The following is a 13,849-nucleotide window of genomic DNA, read 5'->3' on the forward strand; positions in this document are numbered from 1 at the left end:
TATTATTAAATCAATTGTAGAAGACAAGATTTGATCTTACAGACACTATAAATTTTGCACCTGATTGTCAGTTACATTTTGACTGTCAGAGACGTATTCAAGATACAAGATTTCATTATTCTTTTCAACAGCTAATTTTCTACTATCCTTAAAAGTTTGCATAGGAGTTTTTCCATAACAATATTTTCCTGAATGTGGTCGCTCATTATTGAAATGCTCTAACCAAATATCAAGATCTAATTGTAAATCATCAAGATCTGTATAAATCTTTTTCCGCATAGCTGTATAAAAGAATTCTTGTTTCATGGTTTTATTAAAACGCTCACACATACCATTTGTTTGGGGAGAATATGTCTTAGTTGTAGTATGCTCTATACCTTCGATACTTAGAAACAACTCAAAAGCATGATGCTCTATATTCCCCTTATATTCTGACCCACGATCTGTAAGAATACGAAGTATTGGTATCCCTTGGGTCTCGTACCATGGTAACACGCGGTCATTAAGCATATCAGCAGCAGTTAAAGCTGTTTTATCAGTATATAGTTTAGCATCAGCTACCCTAGTATAGCTATCAATAAATACCTGAGAATAAACCTTACCTATACCTTTGAAATTACCTACATAATACGTATCCTGACATCCTAGATAACCTGGATGCTGCGTCTCAGTTTCTCCATGAGCTTCTCTTTCATTACGACGCTCCTCTAGCACTTGTAATTGAGATTCAGTAAGAACAATACCATCCTGAGCCATCTTTGCTTCTAATGCTTTAAGCCTTTTACTGATATTGTTTAAATCATTACGTAACCAAATTGATCGCACTCCTCCAGGCGATACAAGTATACCGCTCTTCTTAAGCTCATTTGATACTCTTAGCTGACCATATGCTGGATATTCTATTGCCATATCCATTACTGCTTTCTCTATCGCTGGATCAACTCTATTCGCTATTATTGGCTTTCTTCGACTAATTTCATATAATGCCTCTTCGCCACCAGTTTCATACAGTGCTTTAAATCTGTAATAACTATCTCTACTATAGCCCATCGCTTTACATGCTGATGATATGCTACCAAGACTCTTAGCTAGTTCTAGTAACCCTATTTTTGGCTTTATTATTTTTTGATTTAAGTTCATTTTTCATCTCCATTTAATAATTAATTTATTTTACTAAATGTAAGATATAATCTCAACTATTACAGTTTGATTAATTATTTGCTCTTTAACTCTGCTAATTCTTTCTTGAGTTTTATTACTAAAGTTTGTAATTTTTCAAATTCTTCGCGAGTGACGTAATTACCTTTAAGTATTTTATCCTCAATTATGCCACAGCTTTTATCCGTTATACTATTTAAGGCTTTTTGTGCTACGCTGCTAGCTCCAACGGCTACTTTTAAAATATTATTTGTTTTCATAGTACCTCTATCGATAAAGCATGCAAGCCGCTATTAAATTCATCGGCAAGTAAGTTATTAATCGTGCGATGATTGGCAATTAGGCTTTTCCCCTGCAATGTTTCTGCAGAAATTCTTATTTTTATATGGCTGTGAATTCCGTTATAATGACTAGCATGTTTATAGCTTTCATCTATTATTTCTTGAAAATGTGGTTTTAACACACTTAATTTTTCTTGTATCCTTTCTATGCGGTTCATATTTTTATTTCATTTACAGTAAAAATGTCCTAATATTCTTAAGTATATAATTTTATGATACACATGGCAATGTCGGAATTAAGAACGAATTATAAAGATTTACAAGATGCGATAGATAAATTGGAAAAAGGCGTATGTTTTGCTTGTAGGTTAGTTAATTATGATGAAATAGAATTTATAGAGCAGGGTAAGCATTTTATAATTGAAGATTTAGATCAAATCATTGAAGATGTAAGCAAAGAACTTAATATTTTTTCAAAGTTTAAGAAAATAAAGAAAGATAGAATATTATTTATCCTAAATACTATTGATTCTGACTTAATTAAAAATTTTGCTAGAAAATTATATTTATTTTTGCAGCTTTATATTAATGAACAGAAGCCGGCAATTTATATGAATTGTTATATTGCTAGTATTAAATTTCCAAAAAAAGTAAGTAATAATGCTAAAGAAATTGAAAAAACATTAAATATGTTACTTTCACAAAATAATAATTATTATTACCGTGAATATAGCAGTACAGAACATGATTTGGAAAATATAAGAAAATCTAATCTTCAGCTTAACTTACTACGACAAGCCTTAGCAAAAAAGACTATGCGATTTGCTTATCAGCCTATAATAGATCGTAATACTATGAAGATTCATTATTATGAATGTCTGCTTCGTATACCTGACGAGAACGGTGTTTATATTTCCGTAGGTCCTATAATCCCTATTGCTGAAAATAAAGGATTAATTTTTATAATTGATCAAATTGTTTTAGAAATGACTGTTAATGAACTTGCCCGCAACCCAAACTTAATGTTAGCCGTTAATATTTCAAATATAGGAACAGGCGATGAAGCTTTATGGGAAATAGCAGAAAACTTATTAAAAGCTCATAATGTTCGGGATCGTTTAATTATTGAAATTACGGAAACTTCTTTCAATCAGCATTACGATAAAATAACTTTATTTATTAATAAACTACGTAAGTACGGATGTAAATTTGCATTAGACGATTTTGGTGCGGGTTTTACTTCTTTTAAACAACTTCAAAGCTTACCAATTGATATTATCAAAATTGACGGTAAATATGTGCGTAGTATTACAAGTGATGTACAAAGTAGGTATTTCGTAGAAAGATTAATTAAAATTTCAGAAGATTTAGGTATTGAAACGGTAGCTGAATTTGTAGAAAACGGAGAAATAGCTAAATTTTTAATTGATCTAAAAGTCGGTGGGCTACAAGGAAACTTCTATTCCGAAGCAAAATTTGATAGGGTGGATGAGGTTTAATGATTGTCATACTGAACCGGTTTTGTTGCATGGCTCTTGAAAAAGACTCCGATGTCATGCCGTGATTTGACCACGGTATCCATAAAAATAACTTTTAATATCAATGATTTTAATATTTTAAACTGGATACCGCGATCAAGTCGCGGTATGACACAGTTAGTGCTTGACAATGTTACTTAAAACCTATATGCAGAACTCAATTTTAAATGATTAAACTTAAATGCTGTTACTTGAATTAAAAAAAACTAATCAAACCTTAGAAACTATACATTTTATAGGTATCGGCGGCGTTGGCATGAGCGGTATTGCCGAGATATTATATAATCTAGGTTATAAAGTACAAGGTTCCGATTTAGTAGAAAATTATAATACTAAAAGGCTTGAGTCATACGGCATTAAAATATTTTTAGGACACGCCGAGCAGAACATTACCAATGTGTCGTATGTTGTTATTTCATCGGCAATTAATCCAAAGAATCCTGAAATAAAAGAAGCTTTGGAGCGTAAAATTCCAATTATTAGACGTGCGGACATGCTTGCTGAACTTATGAGATTAAAATGTTCAGTAGCAGTTTCGGGATCGCACGGTAAAACCACTACTACTTCTTTAGTTGCTTGTTTATTTGAGGCAGCTGGTTTATGTCCTACGGTTATTAACGGTGGGATCATCAATAATAAATTGACTAATGCATATCTTGGTTCAAGTAATTATTTAATTGCGGAGGCCGATGAATCGGATGCGACGTTTATTCATATTCCATCAACTATTGCGATAATAACTAACATTGATCCTGAACATTTAGATTATTATAGAGATTTTGAAACATTAATTGGTGCTTTTAGAAGCTTTATTACTAATTTGCCGTTTTACGGTTTTGCCGTTTGTTGTATCGATCATAAAATAGTGCGTAAGTTAGTAGACGAGATTACTGAAAGGAAGATTGTTACTTATGGCATCGATTCGGAAGATGCTCATATTATAGCGTTTAATATTAACACTGATATTGCCTCCTCTACTTTTGACGTAAAAATTAGTCTACCAAATGTACTAGGTACAACGATTATTGAAAAAATTACTATTCCAACGCCCGGAAGACATAATATTTTAAATAGTCTTGCTGCAATTGCCGTTGGGATAGAATTAGATTTCGGTATTAAAGCTATTAAAAACGGTTTTAATAATTTTAAAGGAGTGAAGAGGAGATTTACTAAAGTAGCTGAATATAATAACGCTTCAATTATCGATGATTACGCTCATCACCCTGAGGAAATCAAAGCAACGCTTGCGACGGCTAAAAATATAGCAAATAAACAAAACGGTAAAGTTATTGCTATTTTTCAGCCTCACAGATATTCAAGAATGCAGTATTTATTTGATGATTTTATGCTTTGCTTTGCTGATGCCGATATACTCTATATTACCGATATATATGCTGCAGGTGAAAACCCTATAGAAGGAATTACAGGACGAAGTTTAGTTGATAAGATTACTAAGCGTAAACATCACGATAAAGCAAATTTTCTAGCAGAGCTAGATGATGCGGTTGGAGTTATTATAGATAATGCAGCTTCTGGTGATATGATAATTATGATGGGAGCAGGTAATATTTCAAGTTTTGCTAATGAATTAGATGGGAGATTGTCATCCAGTGGCTTTAGCTGTCATACCGTGGTTTGACTGGTATTGTTGCATAGCTCTTATGTCATTCCCGCAAAAGCGGGAATCCAGTTTTTTAAATAAATTATATAAAAATTTAGTATATAATTTTCTTTGTTTTGATCATTTTTTTTTCTGGATTCCCGCTTTTGCGGGAATGACATCTGTTCGTATAACATAGGGTCAAGCGAACTAGGGGACAAAAGAGTGAAGATAACAGTAAAGCGAATAGCAGGACTAAATATGTTAATTTTACCGATAGTAAAAGGCGAGTATAAAAAAGATTATAATTTAAAACACTTAACATGGTTTAAAGTAGGCGGTAATGCTGAAATTTTCTTTAAACCTTTAGATAGCGAAGATTTAAAAAGTTTCTTAATACAAAATAAGCAAAAATTACCTATAAAGACTTTTGGAGCAGGCTCAAATATTATTATAAGAGACGGCGGCATAGAAGGGGTCGTTATAAAACTTGGTCAGAATTTTAGCAATATTGAGTTTATAGATAATCATTTAATAGTAGGTAGCAGCTGCCTTAATTATAATTTAGCAAAATTTTGTCAAGCAAATGCTATTTCCGGTTTTGAGTTTTTAGTAGGTATTCCAGGGACTATCGGCGGCGGTGTTGCTATGAATGCCGGTGCTTACGGCTCTGAATTTAAAGATATTGTAGTGCAGATTGAAGCGATTGACTTTGCAGGAAACTTTTTAACATTCACAAATGAAGCAATCGGTTTTAAATATCGCAGTAATAATTTACCAAAGAATTTAATTATTCTCAAAGTTGTTTTTAAAATAAATAAAGGCGATAGTGAAAATATATTATTACGGATGAATGAAATAAACAACGCAAGATCATCTACACAGCCTATTAAAGAGCGTACGGGCGGTAGTACTTTTGCAAATCCTGAAGGGCATAAATCTTGGGAACTTATTGACAAAGCGGGGCTTAGAGGCTATAGAATAGGTGGTGCTTCGATGTCAGAACTTCATTGTAATTTTATGATAAATAATGGTGATGCTACCGCTAAGGATTTAGAAGATTTAGGTGATTTCGTCCGGCAGAAAGTATGTGAAGATAGCGGGGTTAAGTTAGAGTGGGAGATTAAGAGAATCGGACGTCATCCCTAATGAAAAATGGCGTTGTTGCAGCTAGTTTTATGTCATGCCCGCGAAGGCGGGAATCCAGTAAAACATATAAAAAACAAGTTTTTTATATGTTTATTTTATAATATGTAACTTCTATATCAATATTGAAGTTATTTTGCTGGATCCCCGCCTACGCGGGGATGACATCGAGTAGGTTTTTCGAGCTATGCAACAAGGCCGCTTTTAGTTAGGAATTACAATGGATTTAATAAGAAAGGAAAAAACGTGCATAAATATCAAACACATTGGGTAGAACACTCTATAGTCAAAATATTAAGTAGTACCGGTAAAAAGCATATAGCATTAATGGCAGGCGGTATGTCTGCTGAGCGTGAAGTATCGTTAGTGTCAAGCGAAGGAGTTAGTAAAGCTTTAATTGAATTAGGATATAGAGTTACCTTTATTGATATGGGAGCGGATATTGCAGTTAGATTACAAGAAATAAAACCTGATATCGTTTTTAATTGCCTGCACGGTACATATGGTGAAGACGGTTGTTTACCAGGATTACTTAATATAATGCGGATTCCTTATACTCATAGCGGCGTGTTATCTTCAGCTTTAGCATTCAATAAAATACATTCTAGGATCTGGTTTTTAACGAATAATATTAATATGGCAGAAAGCATTGTTGTAAATAAAAGCGATAATATAAAAAATGATCCTATGAAACGACCGTACGTTATTAAGCCTCTTGCGCAAGGTTCAAGTATTGGTGTTGAGGTGATATTTGCAGAAGACGATTTTAACTTTGCCGATTATGATTTTCCTTACGGTGATCAGGTAATAATAGAACAATATATAAAAGGGCAAGGGCGAGAATTGCAAGTAGCGGTATTAAACGGCAAAGCTCTTGGAGCTTTAGAGATTAAATTACTAAAGAATCGTTTCTATGATTATGAAACTAAATATACCGAAGGATTTGCTGATCATCTTTGTCCTGCTCCGCTACCTGCTAATTTATATGAGAAATTACTTATAGAATCAGAAAAAATTTATAAAACAATGAATTGTAAAGGTCCTGCTAGAGCAGAGTTTATTTTAGAAGAGCAGACAAACAAGTTATATGCTTTGGAGATAAATACTCACCCAGGTATGATGCCTTTATCAATAGTGCCGGAAATTGCAGCTTATGCAGGGATAAATTTTACTAACTTAATTGAAGAAATTATAAAGACGGCAAGCTTTGAATCATGAGAAAAAAAACAAGCTCCAATAAAAAAAAACAAACAAAAAAAACTAATAATATCTCATTACGCCGAAAATTAGGACTAATTTACAAAAAAGCAATATTAGGGCTTAAGATTGCTTTAATTATCTTTGTATGTCTATTTGTTTTTACAAAATATTTTGCCGGCATAAAAACCTACTTAACAACAAATATATACCAAACAACAACAAAACTTGGGTTTAAACTTGAGAATGTTATCATTGAAGGACAGCAAAATGTCGATGAGCCTACAATATTAAAGGTTTTAAATGCGAATAAGGACAGTCCTATTTTTGCTCTTAAATTAGACGAAATTAGAAATAATTTAAAGAAAAATAAATGGATCAAGGAAGTATATGTCAGTAGAAGATTACCAAATACGGTATATATAAAATTATTTGAAAGAGAACCTATTGCTATTTGGCAAATTAATAATCAGCTTTTCTTAGTCGATGAAGAAGGTTACGAAATTAGTAAAAATATTCAACCTTTTCCTCATTTATTACATGTTGTAGGGGAAGGGGCGAATATCTATGCAGGTACATTAGTATTAGAGCTGCAGAAATATCCGGCATTAATGAATAAAACTTCAGCTGCTGTAAGACTCGGAGATAGAAGGTGGGATTTAAATCTTAAAGGTAATATAAGTATTAAGTTACCTGAAAAAGAGTTTGAAGAAGCATTAAAATATGTCGATGCACTAAATAAAGCTAATAAGCTATTTAACCAAAATTATAAGGTTTTGGATTTAAGGGATAAGAATAAGTATTATATAGAGAAGTACTGAGAATCGTCATTGCGAAGAGAAACGTAGTTTCGACTTGGTACTCTTGTCAAGCATCCTGAGCTTGCTTCGTCTCATTACTTTGTAATTCTTCGCGCAATGACGTTTTTGGAATAACAAGCATAAAAAAATGAAAGAGAAAATATCAAATTTTGTTACACTTGATTTAGGTAGTAGTAAGATTGCCGTAATTGCTGCCTATATTAGTAAAAAAGGTGAAATTAAAGTAGCTAGCCAAAATTTGCATCATTCTAAAGGTATTAAATCAGGAGTTATATCAGATTTAAAAAATGCTGAAACTAGCATTGTTTCAGCAATTTACGCACTTGAAAAAGATTGCGGTAAAAATATAAAAAAAGTTATATTATCGTTATCAGGTGCCGACACTAAATCTTATTATATTAATTATACCATTAAAGTTAACGGACAAACCGTAACGCAGCAGGATATTAAAAAGTTACTACAAAAAGCATTACTTGAATTTAAAGTTAAAAACCAAGAAATTATCCATTATTTTCCTCTTGAATTTACCCTTGATAATAATTCAGTCGAGAATCCTATAGGTATGTACGGTAGAGAACTTAGTTGTGAATTACATATTATTGCTGCTAGTTCAAATATGTTATCAAATATTGTACAATGCTTCGCTAAATGTCATGTTGAAGTCACAAATATTACTCTAGCAATTTATGCTTCTGCTATTAGCTGTCTTACGAATGATGAAAAAAATCTAGGTTCGCTTATCATCGACATGGGGGATAAAACTACCTCTTTCGGCATTTTTTTTGCCGGTAAATTAATATATACGGGGCATGTAAATATAGGTAGTTTTCATATTAGCTCGGATATTGCTAAAGTCTTTGGTATTGATCTTGTTACGGCAGAGAAATTAAAAATTTTATACGGTAATGCAATGATACCTTTATTTGAGAAAGATAGTATTATAAATACGGAGGATTTTCAGGTTGATACTCATCATACTTTAAATACTTCCGTAACAATTTATAAATTGGCTGAGGTAATAAGAGCAAGAGCCGAAGAAATATTATCAATGGTAAAAGCCGAATATGATAAAGCAACAAAAGGGCAGGTTGAAGTTTTTAGAGTTGTAATTACCGGCGGCGGGTCTCAGCTTAGAGGACTTAAAGAGTTTTCAAATAAAATTTTTGAAAAACAGAGTAGAATCGGTAAACCGGAGATTATTGCCGGTTTTATAGAAGACTATAATCCGGCTATGTATTCAGCAACTATAGGAATGCTAAAAATTCATGCTCTAAAACAGCAACAAGAATTTGCTCATATTAGACTTGATGCAAATAGTAGCTTCTTTAAAAAAGCTTTTGATTGGTTTAAAGAGAATATTTAGAGAGGCTGCCTGCGTTGGACTGGAAAATGCATTTAGTGTCATTCCCGCTTCCGTGGGAATGACATAAAATGATCCACGCAACAATACCTACTTGCAATGAGGACTTGTATTTACGCGGGCAATGTCATTTAGAAATATTTTGCTAAGAATTATTATTAGGTTTTTCTCTAGAACAAATTAGTACATTCCCTTTAACTTCGATAATAAAAAGTCGGTTGCCTGTTTTTGCATCGATTTCATTTGGAACAAGGTAAGCATTCATAATAGCACCGGACCATCTTACTTGTCCTATAATATCAGAAGAAACTGTAGCACTATAAACCTCTACCGTTTTGCCTATCATATCCGAGTAATTTTTTGTTTTATCAGTTTTATTATAAACATATTTTTTAAGAGGATAATATAATATGCAAAACCAAATAAGTGATAATATACCAAAAAATGTTATTTGATTTGTTAAGCTAACTAGAGGGTAGTTATATACCACAAGAGTGTTTGATAACGCTCCAAGCCCAAAGAATAAGAATCCAATACTTGGAACTGTAAAGAATTCAACAACTATGCAAATTATACCTATTATTAACCATATTTCGGTGAGATAATTATTTATCATGAACATAAGTTTTTAAAAATAATATTACGTCAGCTATGTCTTGTGGTTTTGAGATACCGGCAAAGGACATTTTAGTTCCTGGTGCATAGCTACTTGGTTTATGTAAGAAAGCAAATAAACTATCATCATCCCATACGCCGCCAAGTTTTGATAGAGCAGGGGAATATTTATAGTCTGCTATGCTTGCTTTTGGTCTGCCTGCTACATCCCAAAGATGCGGTCCTAGTTTATTTGGACCGTCTTTATCAAGAGAATGACACATTAAACATTTCTTGGCTATTTCACGACCGTTATCGGCGTTGGCAGTCTTCATTAATTCCGGTATATTTACCGGTGCTTGCTCTAGTGCGGTAGTATTTTGATTTTCTGATGATTCTTGAACCGCAACGCTGTAGCCGCGATGTTGTAACTCTAGAGTGGGCTTGTATAATATATTTGCAACAAATCCAACCATCATAGCAATTAAACTAGCAAATAAGATGGCTGCAACAATTTTATTTAATTCTTTTCCAGACATTTATTTTGTTTTTTTTATTAGAATTTATACTATAATTTAAGTTGTAAGAGAAGTTAATTAAATAAATAAAAGAAAAGTTTATAAAAATATTTGTTCTTTGGAGAGAAAAATAAATGTCAAAAAAATCAAGGGTTAGAAAAATATTTAATAAGTTAAAATCTTATTGGACTAGTTTTAGACAAAGTAAAATCGGTAAAATATTATTTAGCAATAGTTTAAGTTATGCAGTTTCCATAGCTTCTATAGCAATTACAGTTTCTGGACTTTTTACTCCTATATCACCGATAATTATAGCTGTAGCTGTTGTTTCAGGAGTTAGCGTAGGAATTCAAGCTGTAAATGAGACTTTGAAAGTGCATGATTTGCGTAAACTTCATAAAGAGAATAATTTATTAGTACATAACAGAAATGCTAAAATTCAGCAAGATTATATATTATCATTAGAACCGAGCTTAAAAGATATTTTGAAAAATGAATTATATACGCCGCAAACGGCAGGTAAGGATGCTACTCAAGATAAGTATGAGTTAAATGTAAATAAATTGAAAAGTACAGGACGAATATTTGGCAATAATTTAGGTGGAGCCGCAAATTTGGCCGCTTCTATTATTAAAGGTGCGAGCGGTAATGTGCTTGATATATTAAAAGCTACGGGTTACGGTGTAGTTACGACCGCATCATTAATTATCGACGGTCTTACTGAAAAGGAAAAAATAGAAATAAAAGCAATATTTAAATTAAATATAAATGAAGAATATAAAAAACAAGATACTCCTATATATAAAAATTTAGAACAATTAGAGAATTATACTAAGAATCAAGTATTGCAAACATTAGCTTTAAAAAAATTAATAACGGATAAGAATTATTGGAGTATGAATAAAGACCAAAAAATACAAAAATTTCGAGAAATAATAGGCAGTTTTAATTTTGAAATAAAAAGAAACGGTTTAGAAGAATTTTTTAGAGAAAATAAAATAACAATGGATAATAGCAAAGAGAGCTATGTTAAAGATATTAAAAATGTAATGAATCCATTTTATGAAAATCCTAGTAAAGCCGAAGGATATAATCCTTTAACTAAAGCTATGGATCAAGATAAAGTTAATAATGCTGCAATAAAAAGGACAAAAAGTGAAAATTAAAAAGGATGCAAAAAAGAAAGCGAAATTTAACAATATGAAATGATTATTATAACTCACTGCTAGTTACAAATTTGTAAGAGGTAGTATCGCTAAATATTCTATGCAATAGTTCATTATTAAGAGCATGGCTGGTTTTGTAGCCTTTAATTGCACTTACAATGCTAGTGCCGTTGGTATATAAATCACCGAATAAATCTAATAGTTTATGGCGCACAAATTCATCTTCATAACGTAAGCCGTTTGGGTTTAAGATTTTATCCTGCTCATCTATTCCTATAGCATTCTCAAATGAGGCACCTTGGGCAAGCCCTTTGCTTTTCAAATAATCAACATCTCTTATAAAGCCAAAAGTTCTAGCATCCGCAATATTTTTAGTAAAAGATTCTTGATCCCTAAAACTTAGATTTTGTCTGCCTATAGCTTTACTACTAAAATCAATGGTTAAATCTACAGTCATGTGATCGGAAGGAGTACAATATAATTCACAATCTTTATGAACTACTTTTATATCTTTTAAAATTTTTAGATATTTTTTAGGAGCATTTTGTAATTTTTTTCCTGCACACTCAATCATAAACACAAAAGGTTTACTACTGCCGTCCATAATTGGTACTTCAGGACCGTCAATTTTAATAATTGCATTATCAATGCTGCATCCCCAAAGTGCTGCCATTAAATGTTCAATTGTTGAAATTTGAACTTTATGATCATTACTGATAGTGGTAGATAACAAGGTATCGGAAACATTGAAATAGCTAGCTTCAATATAATTATTTTCAGAAGATATATCGGTTCTAATGAATATAATTCCGGTATTTTCTTTAGCGGGTTCTATAGTTAACTGGGTACGTTTTCCTGAGTGGACCCCGATTCCGTAACAACTAACCGGTTTTAATAATGTACTTTGCTGCATTTTAGGCATTGTAAAAATATATTTAAATATTAATATTTAATGCCAAATTACACAAGTTATATTATGTTACAGAATATTACACATATACTCGATGAACTTCAAAAATTGGCTGTGTCATCCTACAAGAGTTGCGATATTCACTTATTAAGTATACGCGCCGCTCCTCACCTTGTGGATTCCTTGCTCTTTTTGAAGTTGATCTTCGTCTATGTTTAGTATAAGACTTCTTGCATAACTTGCTAATAAAGGTACTTTGTACGTCGATCCGGTACTCGAATCCTCACGTTACTTGCGTATACGCTGCGGTTCTGCGTTCCGTGTCTCCTTCAAATTTCTCCTTATTAGCAAGTTATGCAAGAAGTCTTATTAAAATCTATATAATGTATACTTAATAAAATACCAAAAATGATAAGCTACAAAACTACCGACTACGGCAAAAACAGAAAATAAGAAATCACTGCCGTTAATAGTGCCGTAAGGTACATGAGATGATAAAGCTCCGGCATATGTACCGATGCTGCACATTGAAAAATACGAAAATAAAGCTGTTCTAAGTTCGTAATCCCTAAATTTATCAATTAGTATTAAAATATTGCAAATATAAATGGATCCTAAACAACTACCGATTAGTATTATATATAATATATTAAGGTTTTTATTAGTTCCATGAAGCGGTAGTAAAATAAAGCAGACGAGCAGAATTATAGTTAGTGATAAATTAGCCAAATATTTATTTACTTTGCTTAATATATAGCATATAGGAATTATAGAAAAACATATTGCTAGAAAAATATATTTTAGTATAAGTCTTAAATTAATTAATGCTAATTCTTTCTTTAATGCAAAAGCTTCATAATACCATAATATATCCAAGGTGACATAAGCAACTACGAAGCCTGTCAATAATTGTAATTCGACATTTTTTATTAAGGATGAAAATTTGGAATTTAAATTTAATTTATGAGATGTAGGATTATAATGCAGAAATTCGGTTAGTATATTGATACAATATAACAATGCACAAATTACTATAGTATTATTTGTCGGTGTTATAAATGGATTTAATAAATCTACCATTAAGTTTCCACCCGCCCATAACAACATTATACAAGCTAAAAAAAAATATTTCTTTTCTTTGCTACTCTCAATAATGTCTAATGTTATAGAAGTGAAATATGCAAATGTTCCAAAATTAATTACAATAAAATTAATTTTAATTAGAGTATAATTATTTAATAAAATTAGGTTTATTGTACAAATAATTAATAAAGATAAGCTAATTAAAATAATTTTTTGATTACTTAACTTATTAATTAACTGTGTTAAGGCAAAGCCTGCGATTATCGAACCTATAAATTTAGTTTGATTGATGTGATTTATTTGTTCTCCGCCTAGATTTTTATTTAGCAGTAAAAAGATTTTAAAATTATAAAAATTTATAGCATTGATACAGGAAAAAATAAATATTCCCAAAAGTGAGAAAAAAATAGTTTTGTAATCGTTTTTTAAAGTCATAAATTAAGTGTTTGCTAAACATAAATACATGGTATATAACTC

The 13,849-nt window shown here is 31.6% G+C and carries 14 protein-coding genes and 2 pseudogenes; 8 read left to right on the plus strand and 8 right to left on the minus strand.

Translation table 11 applies throughout. From position 1 onward, the window contains the following. Window positions 1–45: 45 nt before the first annotated feature. The 3 genes from RPR_RS02175 to RPR_RS02185 form a co-directional block, all read right to left on the minus strand. Window positions 46–1,140, minus strand: coding sequence for an IS481-like element ISRpe1 family transposase (locus tag RPR_RS02175; protein ID WP_012736545.1), 1,095 nt, complete (start codon window positions 1,138–1,140; stop codon window positions 46–48). Between the two features lie 74 nt (window positions 1,141–1,214). After that, on the minus strand, window positions 1,215–1,418 hold the full coding sequence (locus tag RPR_RS02180) for a hypothetical protein (RefSeq protein ID WP_004996338.1): 204 nt from the start codon (window positions 1,416–1,418) through the stop codon (window positions 1,215–1,217). Then, window positions 1,415–1,657, minus strand: a complete 243-nt coding sequence (locus RPR_RS02185; protein WP_012736546.1) for a BolA family protein — start codon at window positions 1,655–1,657, stop codon at window positions 1,415–1,417. Before RPR_RS02185 ends, RPR_RS02180 begins: the two co-directional genes overlap by 4 nt. A gap of 54 nt (window positions 1,658–1,711) precedes the next feature. Here RPR_RS02185 and RPR_RS02190 point away from each other — a divergent pair, with 54 nt between their 5' ends. From RPR_RS02190 to ftsA, 7 genes are all read left to right on the plus strand, one after another. Then, window positions 1,712–2,938, plus strand: coding sequence for an EAL domain-containing protein (locus tag RPR_RS02190; RefSeq protein WP_085065624.1), 1,227 nt, complete (start codon window positions 1,712–1,714; stop codon window positions 2,936–2,938). A 51-nt stretch (window positions 2,939–2,989) separates the two neighbouring features. Next, on the plus strand, window positions 2,990–3,118 hold the full coding sequence (locus RPR_RS09440) for a hypothetical protein (protein WP_266105322.1): 129 nt from the start codon (window positions 2,990–2,992) through the stop codon (window positions 3,116–3,118). A 40-nt stretch (window positions 3,119–3,158) separates the two neighbouring features. Further along, the gene (gene murC / locus RPR_RS02195; protein WP_012736548.1) at window positions 3,159–4,616 is read left to right on the plus strand and encodes a UDP-N-acetylmuramate--L-alanine ligase; all 1,458 of its coding nucleotides are present in this window, start codon (window positions 3,159–3,161) and stop codon (window positions 4,614–4,616) included. Between the two features lie 222 nt (window positions 4,617–4,838). Beyond that, window positions 4,839–5,726 (plus strand): UDP-N-acetylmuramate dehydrogenase, encoded by an 888-nt coding sequence (gene murB / locus RPR_RS02200; protein ID WP_012736549.1) that lies wholly within the window; start codon window positions 4,839–4,841, stop codon window positions 5,724–5,726. A 243-nt stretch (window positions 5,727–5,969) separates the two neighbouring features. Beyond that, window positions 5,970–6,941 carry a D-alanine--D-alanine ligase gene (locus RPR_RS02205; protein ID WP_012736550.1) on the plus strand — a complete coding sequence of 324 codons (972 nt, stop codon included), beginning with the start codon at window positions 5,970–5,972 and terminating at the stop codon, window positions 6,939–6,941. After that, the gene (locus tag RPR_RS02210) at window positions 6,938–7,741 is read left to right on the plus strand and encodes a cell division protein FtsQ/DivIB (RefSeq protein WP_012736551.1); all 804 of its coding nucleotides are present in this window, start codon (window positions 6,938–6,940) and stop codon (window positions 7,739–7,741) included. The genes RPR_RS02205 and RPR_RS02210 overlap by 4 nt, the downstream gene beginning before the upstream one ends. 127 nt (window positions 7,742–7,868) lie before the next feature. Continuing rightward, on the plus strand, window positions 7,869–9,104 hold the full coding sequence (ftsA, locus tag RPR_RS02215; protein ID WP_012736552.1) for a cell division protein FtsA: 1,236 nt from the start codon (window positions 7,869–7,871) through the stop codon (window positions 9,102–9,104). Window positions 9,105–9,246: 142 nt separating this feature from the next. On the opposite strand, the gene RPR_RS02220 is transcribed toward ftsA, so the two are convergent. Beyond that, window positions 9,247–9,723, minus strand: coding sequence for an NfeD family protein (locus tag RPR_RS02220; RefSeq protein WP_085065625.1), 477 nt, complete (start codon window positions 9,721–9,723; stop codon window positions 9,247–9,249). Next, complete coding sequence (locus tag RPR_RS02225; RefSeq protein WP_012736554.1) at window positions 9,707–10,234, minus strand: c-type cytochrome; 528 nt, start codon at window positions 10,232–10,234, stop codon at window positions 9,707–9,709. Before RPR_RS02225 ends, RPR_RS02220 begins: the two co-directional genes overlap by 17 nt. 113 nt (window positions 10,235–10,347) lie before the next feature. Here RPR_RS02225 and RPR_RS02230 point away from each other — a divergent pair. Continuing rightward, window positions 10,348–11,417: pseudogene (locus tag RPR_RS02230) on the plus strand (hypothetical protein). 8 nt (window positions 11,418–11,425) lie between these two features. Here the strand turns inward: RPR_RS02230 and lpxC are convergent. From lpxC to RPR_RS02245, 3 genes and pseudogenes are all read right to left on the minus strand, one after another. Continuing rightward, window positions 11,426–12,292 carry a UDP-3-O-acyl-N-acetylglucosamine deacetylase gene (gene lpxC, locus RPR_RS02235; protein ID WP_012719516.1) on the minus strand — a complete coding sequence of 289 codons (867 nt, stop codon included), beginning with the start codon at window positions 12,290–12,292 and terminating at the stop codon, window positions 11,426–11,428. 231 nt (window positions 12,293–12,523) lie between these two features. After that, window positions 12,524–12,638: pseudogene (locus RPR_RS09870) on the minus strand (palindromic element RPE1 domain-containing protein); the annotation flags it as partial. A 20-nt stretch (window positions 12,639–12,658) separates the two neighbouring features. Continuing rightward, window positions 12,659–13,807, minus strand: a complete 1,149-nt coding sequence (locus RPR_RS02245; protein ID WP_012736556.1) for an MFS transporter — start codon at window positions 13,805–13,807, stop codon at window positions 12,659–12,661. Window positions 13,808–13,849: the final 42 nt, after the last annotated feature.

The sequence above is a fragment of the Rickettsia peacockii str. Rustic genome (assembly GCF_000021525.1).
Classification (GTDB): Bacteria; Pseudomonadota; Alphaproteobacteria; order Rickettsiales; family Rickettsiaceae; genus Rickettsia; species Rickettsia rickettsii.